Annotated in this window: 17 protein-coding genes and 1 riboswitch; of the genes, 1 reads left to right on the top strand and 16 read right to left on the bottom strand. The window is 29.5% G+C overall.

The features are described from left to right. Window positions 1–198: 198 nt before the first annotated feature. On the top strand, window positions 199–1,923 hold the full coding sequence (locus tag CLPUN_RS12165; RefSeq protein WP_077847547.1) for a methyl-accepting chemotaxis protein: 1,725 nt from the start codon (window positions 199–201) through the stop codon (window positions 1,921–1,923). Window positions 1,924–2,035: 112 nt separating this feature from the next. Here CLPUN_RS12165 and CLPUN_RS12160 read toward each other — a convergent pair whose 3' ends face one another. The 16 genes from CLPUN_RS12160 to CLPUN_RS12085 all read right to left on the bottom strand — a co-directional run bounded on the left by CLPUN_RS12160 (window position 2,036) and on the right by CLPUN_RS12085 (window position 23,580). Next, on the bottom strand, window positions 2,036–3,067 hold the full coding sequence (locus CLPUN_RS12160; protein ID WP_077847546.1) for a LacI family DNA-binding transcriptional regulator: 1,032 nt from the start codon (window positions 3,065–3,067) through the stop codon (window positions 2,036–2,038). Window positions 3,068–3,480: 413 nt separating this feature from the next. Then, the gene (locus tag CLPUN_RS12155) at window positions 3,481–4,497 is read right to left on the bottom strand and encodes a glycoside hydrolase family 130 protein (RefSeq protein ID WP_077847545.1); all 1,017 of its coding nucleotides are present in this window, start codon (window positions 4,495–4,497) and stop codon (window positions 3,481–3,483) included. Window positions 4,498–4,633: 136 nt separating this feature from the next. Continuing rightward, the gene (locus tag CLPUN_RS12150) at window positions 4,634–5,482 is read right to left on the bottom strand and encodes a carbohydrate ABC transporter permease (RefSeq protein WP_077847544.1); all 849 of its coding nucleotides are present in this window, start codon (window positions 5,480–5,482) and stop codon (window positions 4,634–4,636) included. 7 nt (window positions 5,483–5,489) lie between these two features. Beyond that, entirely contained in the window at window positions 5,490–6,437 is a 948-nt protein-coding gene (locus CLPUN_RS12145; protein WP_077847543.1) for a carbohydrate ABC transporter permease, read from the bottom strand. 91 nt (window positions 6,438–6,528) lie between these two features. After that, the gene (locus CLPUN_RS12140; RefSeq protein WP_077847542.1) at window positions 6,529–7,812 is read right to left on the bottom strand and encodes an ABC transporter substrate-binding protein; all 1,284 of its coding nucleotides are present in this window, start codon (window positions 7,810–7,812) and stop codon (window positions 6,529–6,531) included. A gap of 126 nt (window positions 7,813–7,938) precedes the next feature. Further along, the gene (locus CLPUN_RS12135) at window positions 7,939–8,646 is read right to left on the bottom strand and encodes a YesL family protein (RefSeq protein ID WP_077847541.1); all 708 of its coding nucleotides are present in this window, start codon (window positions 8,644–8,646) and stop codon (window positions 7,939–7,941) included. A 182-nt stretch (window positions 8,647–8,828) separates the two neighbouring features. Then, window positions 8,829–9,941 (bottom strand): ABC transporter ATP-binding protein, encoded by a 1,113-nt coding sequence (locus tag CLPUN_RS12130; RefSeq protein WP_077847540.1) that lies wholly within the window; start codon window positions 9,939–9,941, stop codon window positions 8,829–8,831. Between the two features lie 526 nt (window positions 9,942–10,467). Beyond that, complete coding sequence (locus CLPUN_RS12125) at window positions 10,468–11,661, bottom strand: MFS transporter (RefSeq protein ID WP_077847539.1); 1,194 nt, start codon at window positions 11,659–11,661, stop codon at window positions 10,468–10,470. Between the two features lie 355 nt (window positions 11,662–12,016). Then, on the bottom strand, window positions 12,017–14,011 hold the full coding sequence (locus CLPUN_RS12120) for a methyl-accepting chemotaxis protein (RefSeq protein ID WP_077847538.1): 1,995 nt from the start codon (window positions 14,009–14,011) through the stop codon (window positions 12,017–12,019). Between the two features lie 308 nt (window positions 14,012–14,319). Further along, window positions 14,320–14,409: riboswitch (cyclic di-GMP riboswitch) on the bottom strand. A gap of 242 nt (window positions 14,410–14,651) precedes the next feature. Further along, window positions 14,652–15,419 (bottom strand): type I 3-dehydroquinate dehydratase, encoded by a 768-nt coding sequence (gene aroD, locus CLPUN_RS12115; protein ID WP_077847537.1) that lies wholly within the window; start codon window positions 15,417–15,419, stop codon window positions 14,652–14,654. 117 nt (window positions 15,420–15,536) lie between these two features. Further along, entirely contained in the window at window positions 15,537–16,208 is a 672-nt protein-coding gene (locus tag CLPUN_RS12110) for a YczE/YyaS/YitT family protein (RefSeq protein WP_077847536.1), read from the bottom strand. Window positions 16,209–16,445: 237 nt separating this feature from the next. Further along, on the bottom strand, window positions 16,446–17,315 hold the full coding sequence (locus CLPUN_RS12105; RefSeq protein WP_077847535.1) for a shikimate dehydrogenase: 870 nt from the start codon (window positions 17,313–17,315) through the stop codon (window positions 16,446–16,448). A gap of 185 nt (window positions 17,316–17,500) precedes the next feature. Next, on the bottom strand, window positions 17,501–18,805 hold the full coding sequence (locus CLPUN_RS12100; RefSeq protein ID WP_077847534.1) for an MFS transporter: 1,305 nt from the start codon (window positions 18,803–18,805) through the stop codon (window positions 17,501–17,503). A 410-nt stretch (window positions 18,806–19,215) separates the two neighbouring features. After that, on the bottom strand, window positions 19,216–20,427 hold the full coding sequence (locus tag CLPUN_RS12095; RefSeq protein WP_077847533.1) for an MFS transporter: 1,212 nt from the start codon (window positions 20,425–20,427) through the stop codon (window positions 19,216–19,218). 255 nt (window positions 20,428–20,682) lie between these two features. Further along, a complete protein-coding gene (locus CLPUN_RS12090; protein WP_077847532.1) occupies window positions 20,683–22,605 on the bottom strand; it encodes an oxidoreductase in 1,923 nt (640 codons plus the stop codon). Window positions 22,606–22,692: 87 nt separating this feature from the next. Then, window positions 22,693–23,580, bottom strand: a complete 888-nt coding sequence (locus CLPUN_RS12085) for a sugar phosphate isomerase/epimerase family protein (RefSeq protein ID WP_077847531.1) — start codon at window positions 23,578–23,580, stop codon at window positions 22,693–22,695. Between the last annotated feature and the right edge of the window lie 349 nt (window positions 23,581–23,929).

The following is a 23,929-nucleotide window of genomic DNA, read 5'->3' as shown; positions in this document are numbered from 1 at the left end:
CTGCTTTTCTTCTACATCTTGAAGTTTATTTGTATCAAAATACAATTTTTAAAGATATTACTTTTTTCAAAAAAGATATGTTGTAATTATTTACACAATTGTGTTATTATTAAACATAGCATAGAAAATACTTATTAGTAACTCTTAGTCAATATAATCATTTATATTTTGTAGTCTTAAATTGGGAGGAATATTGCAATGAAATTAAGTATAAAAAAATTAAACTTCAAAGAGATAGGAACTAAATTTAAAAATCTTACCATAAGAAAAAAATTGTATAATTCTTTCATAATACTATCATTTATAGGGATGATATCAGGTTTAATAGGTTTAATATTCATCCAAAAAACAACTACTGACTATAACTACGCCTTAATTAATTATGGTTTTTCTCAAGGCGATATAGGTAAACTTGGTATCGAAATCGAAAAATCAAATTCACTAGTAAGAGATACTTTATTTTTAACTGATCCTAATGAACGAAATGATGCAAAAAAGTCTCTTAATAGTTCTTTGGATAAAATCGATGAATTATTAAATATAATTTCAAATTCTACAACAACAGATACCGAAAAAGAAAATTTAAACAAAATTAAGACTAATCTAGCAAAATATAAACAAGTTAGATCTACTGTAGTAATAAAAGGAATGGCCAATGATAGAGATGAAGGATTAAAGATTTTTAGAACACAAGGTCTCGATTTAATGAATGAAATTAGCGATGATATTTCATTGTTATTGCAGACTAAAATAGATATTTGCAATCAATTATCTACTAGATTAACTATTTTAAAATTTGTCAGTATAATAACTGTTATAATAACTATGATAGCTTCTATTATTCTCAGTCTATTCTTAGCTAAATATATCACTAAACAAATCAGTGATCCTATAGATAGTATGAAAAATGTAGCTGAGGAAATGGCAAGTGGAAATTTAGATGTTTCTATAAACATAACTTCAAATGATGAGATTGGTCTATTAGCATCTTCATTTTCACAAATGATCATTACTTTAAAACACTATATTAATGAAATCTCCATTGTTTTAGGAAATATCTCTCAAGGTAATTTAAATATTTCCACTTCTCAAAATTATAAAGGCAATTTTATAGAAATTAAAACCTCATTGGATAATATATCGCAGTCCTTAAGCGAAGTATTCTTAGAAATTAGAGATGCTACCTCACAAGTAAGCAATGGTGCTGATCAAGTTTCTAGTACTTCGCAAGTCTTATCTCAAGGCGCTGCCTACCAAGCTAATTCCATAGAAGAACTTTCTATATCTATAGAAGAAATAAATAATCAAGTTCAGAATACTTCTGCAAATGCAGATAATACTAAATCTATTACTATGAATTTAGTTAAAAACATTGAAAATAGTAATAATCAAATGAATGAAATGCTATTCGCTATGAATAATATTGAAAAATCCTCTAAAGATATAAACAATATTCTTAAATCAATTAATGATATAGCTAAAGAAACAAATCTATTAGCATTAAATGCTGCAATAGAAGCAGCTAGAGCTGGAGAAGCTGGAAAAGGTTTTGCCGTCGTAGCTGACGAGGTTAGAAAATTGTCTGACCAAAGTGCAGATGCCGCTAAACAAACTACAATGCTTGTTAAAGATTCTATAAATGCTGTTTATAAAGGGAGAGAATTAGCCAATAATACTGCCAAAACACTATTAGAATTAGTTAATAGTGTAGATAATGTTACTAATTTAATATCTGATATTACCATCACCTCTAGAGAACAAGCTGAGTCTATCAATAAATTACATGGTGGCATATTACAGATATCAGATGTTGTTCAGTCAAATTCTGCAATAGCTGAAGAAAGTGCAGCATCTAGTGAAGAATTAACAGCTCAAGCTGAAACTTTAAATATAATGATAAACAAGTTTAAGCTTAAAATTTAATTTTGTGTATAAAAATAGCAGATAGCCTTACTGCAATAAAGCTATCTACTGTTTATATAAATATTTATAACATTCACTAATAACCCTTTAAGCAAGATAATTTATAAAACCACTATAGATTATCTTGCTCACTTTTATTTAAATCTTTAACAGTATCTCTTATAATAATTTTTCCACTTATAATTCTTCTAGCTGGTTTATAATCAACTTTATGTATCTTTTTAAGTATTACTTCAACAGCAGTTTCAGCCATAGTCTTCATATCTACTTCAAATGTTGTAATCGCTAAATCAGACTTTTCAGATATTAAATAATTATCAAACCCTATAACAGAAATATCTTCTGGAACACGATAACCTTTATCTTGTAATTTTTTAATAACAAGATGTGCTACTGAATCACAATTACATGCAAAAGCAGTTGGCATTTCCTCTGGCAATTCAAATTCTAACTCTTTTTTTTCAATTTCTCTGTCTGATATATATCTATTAGGCGAATATTCAATATCGTTTTCAAGCAAAGCCTTTGCAAATCCTAAAAAACGGTCCTGAATGCTACTAGTAGCATGAGGATTTCCAACAAACACAATATCTTTATGACCCATCTCAATCAAATAATCAGTTAATAAATACATACCATAATAATTATCTGATGTAACAGTATCATAATTACTATGTTTATCATATGAGTCTAATAGTACTAGTGGAACATCATCAAGATTACTAAGATATTCAACATATCCTCTTTTCAATTCTCCCATTACTATAATTCCATCTACCTTACTATCTTGTATCATTCTTGGAATTGATTTCTTTTCTTCATCTTCTTTACTTATAATTTCCATAATTCCATAATATGATTTTTTAGTTAGTGCATTTAATACATTTTGATATAAATCCCAATAAAAAGAATGATACATTTCAACAAATCTTTCTGGGATCAATACACCTATATTATAAGTATACCCATCTCTCAACGAACGTGCTATTGAATTTTGACGATATCCCATTTCTGCTGCTACCTTTTTTATCTTAGCACGCAGTTCGTCACTCACTCCATCTTTATCCGACAAAGCTTTTGAGACCGTTACCTTACTTACCTTTAAAACTTCAGCAATATCAGCAAGTTTAATCGCTTTTGCCATATTATTCATGCTCCTTTCCATCTATATTAAGTTATCATAAACATACACAATATTCATAATAACATAATATATAACTATCAATATATTAAACTTTGTAATTGCAGTATATAAAATTACAAAATAGCTTCATATTAGAAGATATTATAATTTTTTCACCTTATTTCAAGTTTTATTGCGATACTTCTTAATTTGACCTATTCAAATTTATAAAACGACTTATTTCTATTTAATTTATATCAATATATTACTTTTAAACTCATATACAGTGATTATATAACAAAAAGCTGTATTTCGCTATCAATTATATAACTCAATAAGAGTTCGAAGCATTAGCTAAAATACAGCTTTAAAATTTCAACTTTTATATTCTATAACTTTATAATATACATTTTACATTAACATATAAATTTATACTATAATCTTCCTTCCTCACCGTCTATGGACCCAAGTTCATTGTGTTCTTTTATAAACTTTACCGTTTCATCTATGGTAGTGTATGCTAATCCTACATAAGTATCAGCAGCGCCATAATAAATTGCAATTCTTCCTGTTTCAGCATCAGCTAATGTTGCACATGGGAATATAACATTGGCTACAAATCCGCGTTCTTCATACCATTCTTCTGGTGTTAACATTATACTGCCTGCTCTATACAAAACTTTCGATGGACAATCTTTATCTAAGATTGCTGCACTCATAGAATAAACTAGACCATTACAAGTTCCTGTTACACCATGATAGAATATCAACCAACCTTCATCTGTTTCAATAGGTGCAGGTCCACAACCAATTTTTACTGATTGCCACCAACCTGATCCACCTTTTTGCATTACAATTCTATGTTCTCCCCAATATTTTAAATCAGGACTCTTACTTAAGAAAATATCTCCGAATGGTGTATGTCCATTATCGCTAGGACGAGAAAGCATAAGATATTTTCCGTCAATTTTTTTAGGGAATAATACTCCATTACGATTGAATGGAAGGAATGGATTTTCTAATCTTGTAAATGTCTTAAAATCAGTTGTTTTTGCTAATCCAATTGTGGCACCATCAAAATCTCCACACCATATAATATAGTAAGTGTCTTCAATCTTTAATAATCTTGGATCATATGCATAAAGTGGTTGATATGGCTTACCAGCTTCATCTACAAATTGAATTTTTTCTTTGTCAAATTCCCAATTAACAGCATCTTTACTATGCCCTAAATAAATATGTGGCCTTCCATTAATTGTTTCTCCACGAAATACACCTATAAATTCATCTCCATAAGGCATTACTGCACTATTAAAAATTCTTGCTACTCCTTCTACAGGATTTCTTCCTATAATAGGATTTTCAGTATGTCTCCATATTGGTCCATTAAAATTTAGTGGTTTCTCTTGCCATGGGATGTTTGATAAATTTCCTTCTAAAATTTTACTCATATTAATATCACCTTTCCAAAGGAATTATTACTTTTATATAATTGTTCTATAAATTACTTAAAATCACATAATTTCATAATATTCCTTACTCTATATTTTATTACTTTTATTACTTTGAATTATATTATTATTAAATCTATTCTTTTACAGATCCCGATACTAATCCACTATAGATACGTTTTTGCAATGAAATAAATACAATTAACGTAGGAATCATAATTACTATTATTCCAGCGGATATTATCTCCCAATGTGCTCCATATGGACCTTTAAATTTAAATAATGTTGTTGATAATGTTAACAAATTTGCATTCGGTGTATATAGGAACGGAGTATAAAAGTCGTTATAAACACCAACCCCTTTTGTAATTAATACTGTTACAATAGCAGGTGAAAGTAACGGAAGAATAATTTTGTAAAATATTTGAAAATAATTTGCTCCATCAATAATAGCAGATTCATCTAACGAAACTGAAATGTTTTCTAAGAATTGTAAAAAAATGTATATAGTCATTATATCTGTGCCACAATATAATATTATTGGTGCTAATCTAGTATTAAATAAACCTAATCCAGATACTATTTGGAAAGTTGCAACTTGTGTTGCAATACCTGGAATCATTACTGCAACTAAAAACATTCCGTTTACAAATTTACTGAATTTTGTTTTAAATCTACTAAAAATATACGCTGCCATAGAACCCGTTAAAACAGATCCCAGTAAAGAGAATACTAAAATAATAACTGTATTTTTAAAACCAATAATCATATTACCTTTTTGGAATACTTCTTTAAAGTTATCAAAATTCAAAAAAGAACTTGGCAATGATAAAACATTAGTTGTGGTATATTCAGTTCCAGTCTTAAATGCCGTAAAAAATACCGTCAATAGAGGGATAACGAATATTAATAGTAAAAATATTAAAAATGCATATTTAATTATTCCAAAGAAAACTTCTTTAGAATTAAGTTTTTTTCTACTCATTATTTCATCATCCTTTCCTATTCATAACATAATTTTGTATACTAGTAACTATAATACATATAAGTAATAGCACCATTGCCATTGCAGATGCAAGACCAACTCTATGATTTTGGAATGCATACTGTACAGTTTGAATTATGAAAGTCATAGTTCCATTACCGCCATTAGTCATAATATATGGTGTTTCAAATGCAGATAGTGCTCCTGTAATAGACAAGAATAATTGCAATCCTAAAATAGTTGAAATACCTGGAAGAATTATATGTCTAAGTTGTTGAAATTTGTTTGCTCCATCTACTCTCGCTGCCTCTAGGATATCTGATGAAATAGACGCCATTGCTGCTGAAAACATAACTATGTTATATCCCACATATCTCCAAACTGATACAAATGCAAGACTTATATTATTAGTGCTTGTATCTTGTAGCCAAAGTTTTGTAAGTCCTCCTAAGCCCACCATATTTAAAACAGTATCTAGTGTACTGCCTGGTTGGAAAAAGAATATAAACACGAATCCTATAGCTACACTATTAACTAATGAAGGGAAAAAGTACACACCTTTGAATACACCAGATGCTTTACACCCAAAAGAAACTAAATATGCAACTATAACAGCCAATCCAATTTGAACAAAAGTTGCGATGAAATAATAAATACTTACAAATAACGGCTGCCAATATTTAATATCACTAAACATAGTTTGATAATTCTTTAATCCTATGAAATTCTTAGTTTTACTTATCCCATCCCAGTCTGTGAAACTATATCCAAACATTGATATTGCTGGTATATAAGTAAATACTGTTAATAATATTACTGGTATTATTAAAAATGCAATAGAAATTACAATTTTCTGTTTTTTATAAGGTAAGGAAGAGAAGTTTAATTTTTTCTTTATATTTTTAGTTGATATATCACTAGAATTTACTGTGGCATTTTCATTAGTTTTTGTCATTATAACACTCCTTTACTCTTAAATTGAAAAGCGATATCCCTATCTTAAATTAGATATCGCTTTTCTTTTTTCAAACTACTACATTAAAATATTACTTACTAATCGAATCTACTCCAGAAGCCCAGCTCTTATTTAATGAAGCCATATACTCTTCAAAAGTTTGTTTACCATTACCTAATCCAATTTCAATTATAGTTTTAACCCATTTACTATCATTAAGATTAATTAATGATTCTTTTTGTACTTTATCTAAATCAATTGTACTTTGTGTAGTACCCATCTTAGCTTGCACTAATTCTAAGTTAGATGCTCCTGATAAATAATCTGGTAATTTCGCACCAACAATAGAAGAAATCATTTCAGAATCATTTGGATATTTTTCTACAAAATATTTTACAAAGTCCTTTGCAATGTCTTTATTTTTACTATGAATATTTACACCCATCATATAATCTGAAGCAATTTGCACATATTGTTTGCCATCATGTAATGCAGGTGCTCCCATAAATTTGATATTTTCAGGCGTCTTAGATTTAGCTTTAATTTGACCTACTGCCCATGATCCTAAGCTCATTATTCCAATTTTGCCGTCTGCTAAATCTTGTTTTGATTTTTCCCAATCAGATGTCATTGGATCTTTTTCAACATATTTATTAGCTACTGAATCATATAAAATCTTTAACGATGTATAAGTCGGAGAACCTGGCGCAAATGCTTCTTTACTATAAACCATCTTATTCATGTAATCTATATCTCCAGAAATCTCAATTTGTTGCGCATTGCTCCAGTTAGTTAAAGCCCAATCATCATGATAGTTAGTATATAAAGGAACTACATCAGGCTCCTTTTCTTTTATAGCTTTTAATGCAACTTGAAATTCCTCTGGTGTTGTTGGTGTTTTTGTAATTCCAGCATCCTTTAAAACTTTTTCGTTATACACATACCCATTAGCGTTTGCACCAGTTGATAAACCATAAATTGTTCCCTCTACATTTGCATTATCAAGAAAACCATATTTACCCTTAAGTTCATCATTAGTTCCTATTGGTTCATAAAAATCTTTATATTGGTTTTTAGTAATATTGGCAGGCATCATTAAAACATCACCATAGTCTTCTGTACCCATTCTAGTACTCAAAGTATTTTGATAATCATTCACTGATTCAAAATTAACTGTAACTCCAGCATGTGATGCTTCAAATTCTTCTTTATATTTTTTAAATGTTGCATCCATATCAGTTCTATGAGTTAATACAGTAAGTGTTTTTCCTTTATCTCCAGTACTTCCAGTGTTAGCGTTTCCACCACAACCAGTTAAAGATCCCACTGTTAATGCTCCAGCAAGCAATAATGCTAATTGTTTACGTACTTTCATTTTACATACCCCTTTTCTTTTAAGTTAACGTTTAACCACTTTTAGTATATATGGTAAACTATTTATTGTCAATAACTCTGAATATATTTTAATCACCTTTTTATAACTCATTTAAAGAACATAGTTTCAAACAGCTTTTTTATCGCTATTATAGCCATTTGCATCTCCTATTATATATTTTTTTATGCCTGGCCAAGCACAAAAACTGCTTATAAAGCTAATGAATGAAAACGTAAATAACAAAATAATCGGTAAAGTAAATGGAATAAATAAAATACTTCCCTCAAATATTGCTACACACAATAAAAATGTCGGAAAAGAATGTTTTATATAAGCAATACCTAATAAAAATGCATTTTTTAAAATTGTTCTTAATGGTAAGTCTACCTTTACAATCATAGGATATACATATATACATGAAACCCCTAACAAGACAATAATTACAACTGTAAAGGAAATCATCAAATTATAAATCACACCATCTGAATGCATATAAAATTTCATTATCCACCATAAAACAAACATAAATGTAACAGCTAAAATTCCACTCATGAAAGAGTATTTCCAATTCTTCTTAAACGCTTCTCTAAAATCATAAAACAAATCAGAAGGCTCATCCTGTACCATTCTAATTGTTACAGCGGTCATAGCACCAATAGCTGGACCAATTGTAATAATTGGAACGCAACTAAGTATAAAAAATATGTTTAATTTTATAAGTGATGTAAACTCTCTAGCAAATAAATCAAAAAATAAGACAAGCCCTTCTTTAGGCGGTGCATCTTTTGGCACACCAGCCCCTTCTTTATTGTAATCTAAAAAAAACATTTTCATAATACATCTCCATAAACAAACTACTCACCTATCAAAATCAGGTGAAATTGATATATAAAAGGCTAAATAATTAGAAAATCAACGCCCTTTTAAAATTAATTTTTCTACGAAAACAAAAGAGCAGGATTAAAACTCATCCTTTTATATATTTTTTATAATCTCAAAATTTAATACCTTCGAAATTAATTGCAAATAGTTTTTTCTGTTTCTTTATCAAATAGATGAATTTTTTCAGCATCAATTGCTAACCTAACTGATTCACCAGGCTCTGCAACGTTGCTTGTTGAAGTACGCACTGTAATTTTTAGCCCATTGCAATTAACATGCAAATATACTTCAGCACCCATTAATTCATGAATAACTACTTCAGTATTAATTACATTTTCTTTGTGTTTTTCTAAAAAATCTTTTTCTATATGAATATGTTCTGGTCTAATACCAAGAACTATATTTTTTTCAACATATGATTCTAATAATTCTTTTGCACACTTACTTTGAGGAATTAAAATACTATATTCTTTAAAGTTAACATAATAATTTTCATTTCTTTTTTCAATAGTGGATTCAATGAAATTCATTTGTGGTGATCCAATAAATCCAGCAACAAATAGATTACATGGTGAATTATATAAAGCTATAGGCGTATCTGCTTGTTGTATATATCCATCTTTCATAACAACTATGGTATCTCCCATCGTCATTGCTTCAGTTTGATCATGAGTAACATATACAAAAGTAATATCTAATGTCCTATGTAGCTTTATTATTTCTCTTCTCATCTCTGCACGTAATTTTGCATCTAAATTCGAAAGTGGTTCATCTAAAAGAAAAACAGATGGCTCACGAACCATTGCTCGTCCTAAAGCCACACGTTGTCTTTGTCCTCCTGAGAGTTCTTTAGGTTTACGATTTAATAAATGCTCAATATCTAAAATTTTAGCAACTTCTTTAGTTTTTTGATCTATCACTTTTTTATCTATTTTACGTAAATTCAATCCAAAACCTATATTTTTATATACAGTCATATGAGGGTATAGTGCATAATTTTGAAAAACCATTGCAATATCTCTATCCTTGGGTGAAACTTCGTTAACTAATCTGTCTCCAATATATAGTTCTCCACCAGTTATATCTTCCAGACCTGCTATCATTCTTAAAGTAGTAGATTTACCACATCCTGATGGTCCTACAAGAACAACAAACTCCTTATCCTCAATCTCTAAATCCAATCCTTTTACAACGGTTACATCTCCAGGATAAGTTTTTACTATATTTTTAAGTGAAATACCAGCCATAATAAGCCTCCTTATATTTAATATCATGTTTTTAGGTTAAAATATACTTGTCCTTCGTTATTTTTTAGGTTAACGTTAATCTTTACTCATATATAGAATATCATTTTTTATTAATAGTTACAATATTAAACAAAGAATTTATATTAAAACTTATCTATTTTTATATAAATATTCTCTTGATATTTTGCTATTATATGTATATTATTAATAATTTTATTTAAATTATTGTTTTATGGAAATTTTCACTTTAATTAATATTCTAAATTAATCATTACTTTTAAATTATTTCAATCTTTTAAAAGGTAACAAATTTTTAGTAACTTTAATATAATTCTGCTTAAACTTATATATTACAAATAATAAAAATACAAAAGGCAGAAAATCCTTTTGCTAATCCACAAAATTATTTTCTGCCTTTAAGTAGAATAAATTGCATTCTCTATTTTTTGTTTATCATAATCCAATATTTTAATGTAGCTTACATATAACTTATTTAATACCTAATTATATTTCATGTATAATGTTCTTACTTTTTAGTAATTTTATCGTATCTTGATTTAACAAAAATTGCAGCTGCTATACCAATTACAAAAATAATCATCATAAAATAAAATACATGTAAAATATCAGAATATCTCAGTATCAAACCTGTGAATGCTGGAATAACTGCTGATGCTATACCTCCTGCTGTTGAAACCATTGCCATTGTTGCACCTTTATTTTTCCAAAATAGCTCTCCCATTGCAGTTTGAGCCATTTGTAATACTCCTGCTGATGATAATCCTATAAAAATGAAACCTATTGTTGCAGCTGTTTCTGTCTTTAATAATAATAATAACACAAGAGAAATTATTCCTATTATCGGATAGATAACTAAAACTAATACAGGTTTTACGGTTTTTTGTAAAAGCTTTGCTAATATGAATACTGAAACAAGCGCTCCTATACTATAATAAGTTATTAATTTTAAAGAACTTATTTGAGTCATTCCTACAATTTTTTGGCCAAAAGTGGGCATCCATATTTGAAATCCAGTAAATATAGCATTAGATGTAAATCCTATTATTATAAGCGCTAAACCTTCTTTTATCAATACTGGTTCCACATTAAATTCTGTTCTAGTTATTTGCTTTCCATCATCAGATACTTCTATTTGATTTGCTTTAGGAAATTTTCTAGTAAGTAAAAACATACCATTTACCAAGTATATTGCAGCAACTAAGAAAAATGTATATCCATAAAACATTCCTCTATTCACAAAAAATCCTATTATTAATGGTAGTGTTATACCACCAATTGCTATGAATGCCTTTATTACAACAGTTGCTGTTCCTGGTGTTTTGGGAAAACACTCTATTAATGAAGGATAACTAGCTGAATCCACAAACGCATGAGATAAACCTGCAAATACTGATAATAGAATTGCAATTCCATAACCTGGTGCAAAAGGTATACCAATTAAAAATATTACTTCAAAAAATGGTGATAAGCATAGAATTGGTTTTCTTCCCAATCTGTCTGATAACCATCCACTAATATATACTGTTGCTGAACGCGTTAAACCTTCTATAGAAATTAAAAAAGTAATACCTGCTATATCTGTATTAAATTGTGTTGTTACAAAGCCCATATTTGATGAAAGTAAAATAAGAACCATTCCTAGCATCCAATAATTTATGTATATTCCTATTGCAGTTTTAAAGTAGTCATTCTTGAACATTTTACACTCCCCTAAATATATATTTTGATTAAAAAGTTTGCATATAACTGACTTATTTTTTTAACAGCAACTTTATTTCAATTAAAGTTTGTTTATTTATTAACATTCTTTTAAGTTATTATATCAAAAATTGTCGCTTTTAACCAATAGATTGTTTCTATTAATTCATTCATTTGTTCTATGCATTATAATAAAATTATATATTTTCTTAAAATTCAATATAATATAATTAATTTGCAAAACAAAAGAGTATCGAATTTTTTTAATCAATACTCTTTCATTACAAGATTTCTTCATTCTTTTATTAATTGTTATATATATTATTCCAGCCTTAAATTAAGGCTAGATTCAAATATTAGACTTTAAATTTATCAACTTCTTCAATCATTTCATTCATCATACTATTAAGTATTTGTGCTGCTGATGCTACTTCTTCTGTTGAAGCATTCATTTCTTCTGACGATGCTGAAATTTCCTCCGCTGATGCTGAAACTTCAACTGAAATAGAAGATAATCCATCTATTTTTGTCACAATAGAATTTTTATCACTTTCTATATTCTCTGCTGAATTTTTAACAATTTCAATTTTAGGAATTACTTCATCAACTGCTTCTATAATTTTTTTAAAAGATATTATTGAATTTTCTATAACATTAACTTGATTTATTAATTCTTGGTCCATATTAACAGAATCTTCAACTATAATATCAGTTTCTTTAGATATTCCACTTATTAGTTCACTAATATTTTCCGATGACTCTTTTGATTGTTCAGCAAGCTGCCTAATTTCATCTGCAACTACTGCAAAACCTTTTCCTGCTTCTCCTGCTCTTGCTGCTTCTATAGCTGCATTTAAGGCTAATAAATTTGTTTGATCTGCTACATCATTTATTAAATTAGTAATTTCATTTATTTTATTTACATTCTTTCCAAGTGCATTGATTTTACTATAAAATAATTTAAATGACTTACTCACATTTGTTACTGATTGATTTAATCCATTCATTTCGCTACTGCTTCCATTTGCCATTATACTTATCTCTCTAGAATTCGAATCTACTGCTTGTATTTCTTTAACCATTTTTGATAACTTATCACTAAATTCATTAAGAATTTCTGCTATATGTATTAACTCTTCTGATTGATCGCTTGTCCCTCTTGCAATTTCAGATATTGCTTCGGTAACATTTTGTGATACACTTGCTATTTCTTCTGATATAGTTGATAAATTCTCTGATTGCGTATTAATATTTGAAGAATTTTCTTTTACCCGCTTTATCATTGTTCCCAATGATTGCTGCATTAATTTCATTGAATTAGTCATTTCTCCAACTTCATCTTTTTGATTCAAGTATTTAATTGGAACTTCCTCACTCAAGTTTCCTTCTGCCAACAATTTCAAATGTTTTGAAGTTAATTTTACACCATTAGATATATTATTAGCAATTATATATACCATCCCACTTCCAATTAATATAAATATTATAGAAGATATTATAACTGAAAATTTTAAACTAGATAGTTCTGATAATATTTCACCTTGTGTTACTATAACACCTACAGACCATTCAGTTCCACCAACAGGTGCATAACCTACGTATTTGTCCACTCCACCAAAAGTATATTTACCTATTCCTGTTTCACCAGCTCCCATTTTTATTTCAATATCTGCTAACTCCTGTAATCTAGGATCTTTTTTAACTTCTTCAACTGGATTATACATATCAATAACCTTGCTCTTATCAGTGCTAGCAATATTTGTACCATCTTTTCTAATCATAAATGCATAACCAGTTTGTCCAACTTTAAGTTGATTGGTTAATTCACTTAAATAATTACCATCTCTCGTCTCTATCAATGCACCTATAATTTGATTATCATATTTGACGGGAACTGCATATACAACTACTAAATCTCCGCCAGTGTTACTTACTATTGGGTCAGATACATTACTTTTTCCCAACAATGCATTTTTTAAATACGCTCTTTCTTTAACATTAGCAATGGATCCATCGGTTTTTTTAATATCTCCGTTTAAATCTACAAATTCTAATCTAATACTTCCCATTCTTTTTGCTTCATTTGAAAGAATTGGTATCTTGCTTTCTGTTGCAATATTAGGATCACTTATTTCTGGTCTTTCTGCAATAGTTTCTAATGATTTTAACTGACCTTCAAGTCTTCCCGAAACATTGCTTGCAGTTTGTTCTGCAATCTTTGGTAAAGTCTTTCCTAAATTTGATCTTAATGCATTTGATGAATTCACAAATGAAATTACACCTAATCCTATACATATAATTCCTAATAATAAGCCTAAAAACACTATTAATTTTGTTTTTATACTTTTCATAATTTTCCCCCTATCACTATTTGCTACTCTCATAGTTCCTATAATTCTTTATTTTACTAAATTGTGATTTTTAAGTATTTTTTAATTTTTTTAATCTATTCATATCTTTTAAATTTTCTTATAAATAATCAGGAAATTTAGAAATGTATAGTGAAATTCATTATTTGAATAAAGTGTTTTATAAATCAGAATTTCTAACTTTAAATAAATAAAATATTATTTCTGCAATTCAACTTTCCTTAGTAACAAAAAAGTGCCCATATGATTATGGACACCAAAACAAAACACAAAATTTATTATAAATACATTCTGGCAACCTGACAATCATAGAAAATAAGATTTTCCTTAGACTCATAGCTTTGCGACCTTATCTTTCAATAAGTGTGCTATTAACATTATATTTTTACTTCTATTCTATCATTACATTTTTTTACAACATATTTAACACACTAGTATCCTAAGACTTAGTTCCACACACCTAAAATATATACTTTTAGCACATAAAAATATTGAATTTGTCTCAAAACAAGTGAATACTTAATTATGCCTTTAGCTAATAGATTTGCATTAAAGTTTCACAACATATACATTATTAAAATAATTGATATATTAATTATGCATAAATCAAAGAAAATATCAATTATTTAACACTATTGTGTAAAATATTAAGTACTGTACGTAAATCAGTCACTGCTATTTGTCCAGGTGCTGAGGCCTTATTAGCTGCTCCAAATGTTAATGCTGAACCAAATACTTCACCTGCTAAACGGCTTATAACCCCAGTACCAGCCATAGACATTGTAATTATTGGACCTTCAGCATAATTTTGAACCATTTCATTTGTAGCCGAAAGTAAAACTAATACATCACTTTGATTTTGAGGCATTACTGCAATTTTAGGTAAATCAGCTTTTAATTCTTGCATTTTTCTTAAACGTGATACAATTTCTTCTTGAGTTGGAGTTTTAAAGAAATCATGATTTGACATTATAACCTTAACTCCAGAAGCTCGTGCAGAAGCAACTATATCTTTAACCACTTCATCACCAGTGAAAAGTTCCACATCAATTAAATCAACTAATGTAGTTGATGCAATTTCTTTGTTTAATTGTGCATAATAGTCCACAGATACTTCTTTTTCTCCACCTTCTTTTTTACTACGGAATGTAAATAATATAGGTGTATTTAAAAGAAGTCTTCTTAAATCTTCAAGTACTTCTTTAACTCTTTCTATCTCTTCTACATTTTCATAAAAATCAACACGCCATTCAACAACATCTAAACTAATATTTTTTAATGAATTAACTTCTTCCATAAGTTCTTCCTTTGTTCTTCCAACTATTGGAACACAAATTTTAGGAATTCCTTCTCCAATTATAATATCTCTAACTTTTACTGTTTTTTTCATGATTATCCTCCTAATGTTTCTAAATATGCACATGCAAGTATTATAATTATGTATTAATTTTATAAATAACTCTAGTTTTTATAGCAACAAATAAATAAGAAATTAGTAGAATTTCTATTAATTCACTGTTTCATAATTTTTGTCAGCAACAAATATGTCAATAATAAATGACAATTTTTTATTATAAAATCTGATAATAAATCCAGAAATTATAGCTGTAATAATTGTTCCTTCTCGTACTCCTACAACTTTGTGAAAAAATACCAAAGATGCAATCATTGATAAAACAACAAGCAAAATATCAAATACAACTTTTATAGAACTAAAATCTTTTCCAGTCTTAATTGCAATTGCTTGTACAAATGCTTCACCAGAATTCATAATAACATCCGCTAAAACCGTAAAGCTTACACCCAATGCTAGTACGAAACATCCTAAAAACAATAATATAATACAAGATATATAGCTATATACCGAAATACCACTTAGAATATATCTTGTAAAATCAACAAAACTTCCAAATATGAATGATAAAGGAATCTGTAAAAGTTGAAATATTTGAAACTTTTTCCGTAAAATAAGTATTTGAGAAACTATTAAAATCATATTCCATAAAATAGTAAATACTCCCAAGGAAATATCTGTAAACTTTAAGTTTACTATATAAGGCATTGAGGATATTGGAGATGTTCCAAGTTGTGCTTTTACCATAAGGGTAATCCCCATTGCCATAATAAATAATCCTACAGTAAACAAAATATAACGTTTTATCAATTCTTTTCTAGACAAAATTATACACTTCCTATCTATTAGCAGTACCATTTCATATTGTGTACATTAAAACAAGTTTTATATGTCTTTCCATACAAATACTTTAAAATAACAAATTTTAAAACTTTACATGTTATATAAGCTGCAATAAATATTTTATTACTATATTATAATTCTAACTTAATTCCACTGCAATATAGCTTGATTATCGCAACTTATATGAGCTTTATTTATTTTATAAATCTGCTTTAAATATTATTTAATGTTTAAAAATTCTTTCATATGTTCTATAGGCATTTCTTTTCCAGTAAATAATTTAAACGCTTCTGCTCCTTGGTATAACATCATACCATCACCATTAATCCATTTACACCCTACTTTATCAGCTGTTTCTAATAATTTAGTTACGTGTGGTATATAAACTGTATCAGCTACAATTAAGTCAGGACGTAGATATGTTTCATCTGGAATTACCATTTGTCCTTCTAATGGTTTCATTCCAACTCCTGTAGCATTAACAAAAAGGTAACTTGATTCTATTTCTTTTCTTAAAGCATCAGTATCTGCTAAATCAAATAACTTAACTTTACAATTTGTTTTTTCATTTAATTTTTTAACTGTTTCTTCTGCTCTATCCCAGAATTTATCTTTTACATTGAATATAGACATTTCAACTACACCATCTAAAGCTGCTTGAACTTGAATTGCTGTTGCAGCTCCACCAGCTCCACCTATAGTCATCTTTTTACCAATAACATCAATACCGCTATCCTTTAATGAAGTCATAAATCCAATTCCATCTGTGATATGTCCAGTTAAAACACCATCATCATTAACAACAGTATTAACTGCACCTGCAAGTTCTGCTGCTGGAGAAAGCTTATCTAAATATTTGTGAATAACTGTTTTATTAGGCATTGAAACATTGCATCCACGTGCTTTTATAGCTTTTAATCCATTTACTGCTGTTTCTAGTTCATCATTTCCCACTTCAAAAGCAAGATATGCGTAATCAAGTCCTAAATATGAAAATGCTTCATTATGCATTTTAGGTGAATTAGTATGTTTTATGGGAGTTGCTAACAACCCTATTAATGTAGTATATCCTGTAATACGTCTTTCCATTTTTCATCTCTCCTTAAAATTCAAAATCTTATATATTTAATAAATTTATATTTATAATAATATCTGCATAATTATATAATATGTCTATTCATAACAATATTCCAATTAATTATTTTATTATTATCAATAGATATATTCTATGAATAAGTTATTCACAATTATGTAGCTTTAAAACATAAGTTAAATTAGTCAGAAATTTCAATGCGCTTAGGTTTTCCAATAATAAATATGTAGGAAAAAGCTCCTAAAATACCCATAGCAGAAACAAACACCAATGCTGAAGCATAGGACCCAGTTTTAGCAATTAAATAACCAACTATAGCAGGAGATAAGGCTCCTCCCATATTAGCCACAAAGTTATAAACCGAACCACATAATCCAACTAATTGTTTAGGCATTATTTCAGACAACAATGCCCAAGAGATAGTTGATGCCATTCCTTGTCCAAAGAAGGCTATACACATAAATACGATAACAAGTGCAATATCATCAGTATAGTTAGCAGCCATAATAACAGCAGACAGTAACAAACCAATAATAACAGGAAGTTTACGTGACATTCCCATTCCATATTCTTTAGAAATCATCCAATCCGACCATCTACCAGCGAATAAAACTCCCGCAATTGCTGCCATATATGGCAATGCTCCGTAAATTCCCATTTTTAACATAGCCATGTGTTTTTCTGTAACAAGATAAGATGGAAACCATGTCATAAAAAAGAATAATATAGCTGTATTAGCAAATCCACCTATATACATTCCCCATAACTGGCGGCTTGTAAAAAGGTATTTCACTTGACTCCATTTAACTTTATTTTTTTCTGCAATCGTATCAGAAAGACCACCACCATCTTTAATTAGATCAATCTCTGCTTGATTAACACCCTTTGATTTAGCTGGATCATTATAATGAGTAATCCAAAAAAATGTAAATACAATACCTATTAAACCAGTAGCTATAAAAATATATTTCCATCCAAAAGTTACTAGAAGCCATGTCAAAATCGGAGTACATAATGCAAGTCCTACATACTCAGCTCCAGTATAGGCACCAATTGCTAATCCACGTTCTTTAGACGGAAACCATGCAGTAACAATACGACCATTTGCCGGAAAAGCTGGAGCTTCAAAAAAACCAAGTCCAAGACGACAAAAAATCATACTGGCAAAATTATAGGTAAGAGACATAGCTCCTGTAAATGCAGACCATCCAAAAAGAGCAATTCCATATACTATTCTAGGTCCCAAACGCTCAAGAATCCAGCCACAAGGGATTTGAACGCAAGTATATGTCCAACTCATAGCTGAAAATATTAATCCCATTTTAGCAGCATCAAATCCTAAATCCTTAGATATGAATGGTGCAGCCACAGAAATATTAGCTCTATCTAAATAATTTATAAAAGTTATTATACAAACTAAAAATAATACAAACCATCGTCTGTTTGTTGGTTTATCTTCTAATTTACTTATGCTTGTTTGTTCCATTATTCTCCCCCCAATTTTAATTAAATCTATATTACCTTACTAATTTAAGATTTTGCGTTTATTGTAATATTTGGGCAATATTTTTTTACATCATATCTACTTTGTAATACGATTAAAACTGAAATATGATAAAGGTTAAATATTAATCTTTTAATCCCCTCTACATTTCTTCGCATAATCCTCGCATTATAATTAGATAATGGATTGTTCTTACTTCTTATCCATAATTAAAATATGAAAGCTTTTTACTCAAACCTTTGATAATTGAATTTCCAAATAATTTTTCTATTTTATGAAAATATTTAATATATGCAACAACTAGTCTGCAACTTAACATTTCTCTTTCAACCTTAAACTAAAAACAATTATCATTAAATTCAATTAAATTTATTTGAAGGATTATTTTATTATTATTGTATTGCTTCTTTTGTGAATTGTTTGTTCACAAACACTGCAAGTAAAATACCAATGACAGTAATTCCTACATTCAATAAAAGTACATATTTTGGTCCTTGTACCCCACCACTTTTTGTAAGCACGCTAGCAATATTTAAAATAACATAGTTTGCTACACTAGATGAAATCATAACTATAGAAGTAATCTTACCTTTATTTGTTGGGAATATAGCGTTTGCTGTTGCTGTTGCTAACTGAAGTACACCACCTGCTGCTGCGAATCCAAGTACAAATCCACCTACTAAAACCATTGTTGGCGATTGTACAAAATATAAAACTAATAACATAAGTGTAGAAATCGCAGGATAAATAACAAGAATTTTAACTGGTTTAATAAAGTTTTTAATAAGCGGTGCTGTTACTAATACTGCAGCCATTGATCCTATTGCATAATATGATTGAATTTGGCTTGGATTAGCTACACCGTATAATTTACCTAATTCTTGATTACAGTTTAACCATAATTGGAATGTAGATGTACATGTAAATCCGATAAGTATAATAGCAATACTTGTTGCTGTAAACTTCATTTTCTCTTGCTTGATTTCAGCCCCATTATTTCCATTCTTAGCTCCGCTGTTCATTTGTGGGAATGGCATAATTGCAATTAGAACAGCAGTTATAATAAGCAATACAGCAGTTACAAAGAAAATAGTTTTATATGACATCTGATTTGCTGCAACAAAACCTATCATAAATGGAAGTAAAAATTGCCCTACTGATATTGAAAATTTTGTAAACATAGTAGCTGCATTACCAGATTCCACAAAAATTTCTAAACATGATGGAACAATACATACATCTATAAATGAGTTCGCTGCTCCACCAAGTAGTGCAAATGCATAAGCAACATACATATTTGGCGCTAACGCAATACCTACAAAATATGCTACATAAAAAGCTATACCTATTAATCCAGAAATTCTTCTTCCGAATTTATCTGAAATAGGTCCTGAAAAAGGAAGTGTAATTAAACGACCTAATCCTAAGGCTGCAGTAACTGCAAGCACCATACTTACATCAAAACTACCATTAGCTAATTTGTCTGCACCCCATGCACCTGCAAAATTTTGTTTGTATTGTCCAAGGATAGATACACCAATACCGTGTATAAAGTATGTAAAATATAAAGCTAGGGCCGTTGGATAATATTTTTTATTATTCATTTCTTTTCTCCTCCCAATTTTTCATTTGATGAACATGTTTTATTAATTAACTCTAGATTTTATATATCTAGACAATAAACCTAACATTGCTTTTCTCGTTAATTTTTTAACTTTTTACTCCATAATAAATCAATTGAGTATTATACCTTAATAATAGGATTGAATCATAAATCCAATCCTATTATTAATATCCTTAAATTCATTATTAAGAATGTACTCAACTGTATTGTATAATATTATAATTTAGGCAGAAAATTATATACTTAATGCCACATCTAAAGCTTCTTTTGTTGCATCTAATGCTCTTCTTGCTCTTGTCGCATCACCAATAACATAAGTTTCTTTTACAATTTCTTTAACCTTCTCGCTTAATGGGTCATAATTACGTGCTCCCATTGCAAGAACTACTGAGTCAAAGCCTTCAATACGATGTTCTACACCATCTAGTGATGTGTACGATACACCATCTGCAAAAAATCCAGATACTTTTGCTTCAGTAATAGCTTTAATTTTATATTCTTCAAAATTCTTCATTAATAATTTACGATGTTCTGAAATTACATCAGCACCTACTTCATCACGAAGCTCAATTACAGTAACATCATGTCCGATTTCGCCTAAGAAATCTGCTGTTTCACAGCCAACCATTCCTCCACCAACAACAAGAACTTTTTTACCACATGATTCCCTTCCATCAAGAAGATCAACTGCATGAATTAATCCTGAATCTTCTATTCCTGGAATAGGAAGTACAAGTGGTATTGCTCCAGTAGCTAGGATTGCTACATCTGGCGCTTCATTAGCTATAATTTCAGGAGTCACTTTTGTATTTAATTTAATTTTTACGCCGTACTTTTCACATTTAGTAATATAACTACGTACAAGATTTGTGATATCTCCTTTTCCTGGAGGATAAGCAGCTAAACGCATTTGTCCACCAAGTGTGTCAGTTGCTTCAAGCAATGTTACATCGTGACCTCTATAAGCTGATAACCAAGCAGCGAGCATTCCACCAACTCCGCCACCAACTACTATTACTTTCTTAGGTTTTTCAGCTAATTTTAATTCTGCTTCACGACCAACTAATGGGTTAACAAGACAATTTATTGGTTCTCCTTTATACATATATGGAACACAACCTTGTAAACAAGCAATACATGGTGCCATCTCACTTAAACGATCTTCTCCCGCTTTTTTAGGCATATGTGGATCTGCTATACTTTGACGTCCAAATGCTACTAAATCACAACGTCCTTGACGAACTAATAATTCTGCATAATGTGGTTCTGTAAAACGTCCAATAGCAATAACAGGTATATTAACAGCACGCTTAATTTCTGTAACTAGTTCTGCACTAAATCCTCCATGTATTGCTGTAGGTGCCCACATATATTCATCGCGAATATGTACTGCACGCGATACATGAAGACAATCAACTCCGCAATCTTCTAAATAAGCTGCTATAGCTGCACTGTCATGGACATCAATTCCACCTTCAACTTCATCTGAACTATTTATACGGCAAATAATTGCTATTGAATCTCCTAATTTTTTACGAATATTTTCAATAATCAGACGAGGAAGACGCATTCTATTTTCAAAACAGCCTCCAAATTCATCTACACGTTTATTAGTTCTTGGCGAAAGAAAACTACTAATAAAATATCCATGTGCACAATGAACTTCTACTGCATCAGCTCCAGCTTTTTTAGCACGTACTGCTGCATCTCCAAAAGCTTCAATAACTTCATGGATTTCTTCAGTAGGCATAGGGATTGGAGTATCCTTTCCACATTTTGAAGGAATTGCCGAAGCAGCATTTATTGGATATCCAGCAGTTTTTGTATTACCATCTGGCCCTGCATGTTGAAGTTGGATAGATATTTTTGCTCCTTCTTCATGACAAGCATCTATAACGCGTTTGAAGCTGTCTATAGTACTATCATCAAATAAACATGGCTTACGTGCCCCGCCTTTTGCTTTCTTATAAGCTACAGTTGCTTCAAACGTTATTAATCCAAAACCACCAATTGCACGTTCTTTATAGTAAGCTAACGATCTATCACTCATAGTACCATCTGTATTTGCAAAGTTGTTACCCATTGGCGGAACTACAAAACGATTTGGAACCGTAATAGGACCAATTTTTATTGGTGTAAACATAGATTTAAATTTCATACAATAATTCATCCTTTCAGTGTTAGTTTAATTCACAGCAATTTTATCTTTTGTTTATTTCAAAATCTAAATAAATATCGTTTATTACTATTTTTCAGGCGATACTTCTGGCCATGCTTTATCCAATACTTTTTTAGTATTATCAAATGTGTATTTAGCTGCTTCTGCAACACCTTTTGCTAAAATAGCATCACTTATTACTTCAACGCCGATACATGCAGGTTTAATACCTTTTTCTTTTATCATGCGAACAAACCCTTCTGTTACGTTGATTCCAGTACCTGGTGCAAGTCTATCGTGCATTGATTCATCTCTTAAGATAGATTTTGCGTAAGGTCTTTCATAAACATCATTAATTTGGATAGATATAAATTTATCAGCTGGAATACCTTCCAATAATTTAACATCATTTGCCTGATTTGCTCTTACCCAATGCCATGTATCTAGAATAAGCTTAGCGTTATCACATCCAGATCCTTCAACTACAGCCCAACCCTTTTTAATATCTGGAATACCGCTGTATGGCATTGGTTCAACACCAATTATGTATTTGCCAGCTCTTTGACATAATTCCTTCAATTTTTGTGCAGTATGTTCTACACTGTAGTTTTCCATTAATCCAATGTTTATATGTTGAACATCAAATAATTCACACATATGGAAGCATAGCTGCTCTTTGTATTTTTGTTCATAAGAACGATTATCTTCAGCCCAAAGTGTAATGTATTCAACTTCAGTAACTTTCATATTATATTTTTCTAGAATATCAAGAATATCAGAATCGAATAAACCTTCGTTTAATGCATCTACATATGTCTCAGCACGAAGGCCTATTCCATCATAACCCGCTTCTTTTGCTGCCTTAACTCTTTCTTCAAATTTACATTGATCTCCTAATGTCCATGAGCTAATTGTAAGTGGTGGACATTTATCATTTTTTTCCTTGAAAGTGTTTTTTAAAGTTTCATTCTTCATCATATATACTCCCTTTCACCAGATAAATTGGTATTTATTTAAGAATTCGTTTTCATTACTATTCAGTTACATAACAATTTTTCTAAATATAAAGTTTATCTTATCAGTGGTTCCTTGCTATTTATTTAACGTTAAAAATCAATCTTATCTATAATTTTAAGTAATTATTGATTATTATCATTTATTTTATCAGTACTTCTATCTGCAGATTTCCTAATTCTACGTAATTTGAATCCAATTTCTTAATCGATTTTATTTGGAATTTATATATTAATTATATTATGTGAATTCTATAAAAACAAATTGATAATTTCCTAACAATCTATAGATTTTATATATATATCCTGCT

The organism is Clostridium puniceum, from assembly GCF_002006345.1.
Taxonomy (GTDB): domain Bacteria; phylum Bacillota; class Clostridia; order Clostridiales; family Clostridiaceae; genus Clostridium; species Clostridium puniceum.
This window is presented reverse-complemented; position numbering and strand designations above follow the sequence as displayed.

What these genes read in the sequence shown, in the direction of transcription:
- CLPUN_RS12150 (WP_077847544.1), bottom strand. Translation starts at nt 5,482, where the DNA reads ATGAGTAGAAAAAAACTTAATTCTAAAGAAGTTTTCTTTGGAATAATT.
- CLPUN_RS12090 (WP_077847532.1), bottom strand. Translation starts at nt 22,605, where the DNA reads ATGAAATTTAAATCTATGTTTACACCAATAAAAATTGGTCCTATTACG.
- CLPUN_RS12130 (WP_077847540.1), bottom strand. Translation starts at nt 9,941, where the DNA reads ATGGCTGGTATTTCACTTAAAAATATAGTAAAAACTTATCCTGGAGAT.
- CLPUN_RS12145 (WP_077847543.1), bottom strand. Translation starts at nt 6,437, where the DNA reads ATGACAAAAACTAATGAAAATGCCACAGTAAATTCTAGTGATATATCA.
- CLPUN_RS12105 (WP_077847535.1), bottom strand. Translation starts at nt 17,315, where the DNA reads ATGGAAAGACGTATTACAGGATATACTACATTAATAGGGTTGTTAGCA.
- CLPUN_RS12100 (WP_077847534.1), bottom strand. Translation starts at nt 18,805, where the DNA reads ATGGAACAAACAAGCATAAGTAAATTAGAAGATAAACCAACAAACAGA.
- CLPUN_RS12095 (WP_077847533.1), bottom strand. Translation starts at nt 20,427, where the DNA reads ATGAATAATAAAAAATATTATCCAACGGCCCTAGCTTTATATTTTACA.
- aroD (WP_077847537.1), bottom strand. Translation starts at nt 15,419, where the DNA reads ATGAAAAAAACAGTAAAAGTTAGAGATATTATAATTGGAGAAGGAATT.
- CLPUN_RS12120 (WP_077847538.1), bottom strand. Translation starts at nt 14,011, where the DNA reads ATGAAAAGTATAAAAACAAAATTAATAGTGTTTTTAGGCTTATTATTA.
- CLPUN_RS12135 (WP_077847541.1), bottom strand. Translation starts at nt 8,646, where the DNA reads ATGAAAATGTTTTTTTTAGATTACAATAAAGAAGGGGCTGGTGTGCCA.
- CLPUN_RS12140 (WP_077847542.1), bottom strand. Translation starts at nt 7,812, where the DNA reads ATGAAAGTACGTAAACAATTAGCATTATTGCTTGCTGGAGCATTAACA.
- CLPUN_RS12155 (WP_077847545.1), bottom strand. Translation starts at nt 4,497, where the DNA reads ATGAGTAAAATTTTAGAAGGAAATTTATCAAACATCCCATGGCAAGAG.
- CLPUN_RS12165 (WP_077847547.1), top strand. Translation starts at nt 199, where the DNA reads ATGAAATTAAGTATAAAAAAATTAAACTTCAAAGAGATAGGAACTAAA.
- CLPUN_RS12160 (WP_077847546.1), bottom strand. Translation starts at nt 3,067, where the DNA reads ATGGCAAAAGCGATTAAACTTGCTGATATTGCTGAAGTTTTAAAGGTA.
- CLPUN_RS12085 (WP_077847531.1), bottom strand. Translation starts at nt 23,580, where the DNA reads ATGAAGAATGAAACTTTAAAAAACACTTTCAAGGAAAAAAATGATAAA.
- CLPUN_RS12125 (WP_077847539.1), bottom strand. Translation starts at nt 11,661, where the DNA reads ATGTTCAAGAATGACTACTTTAAAACTGCAATAGGAATATACATAAAT.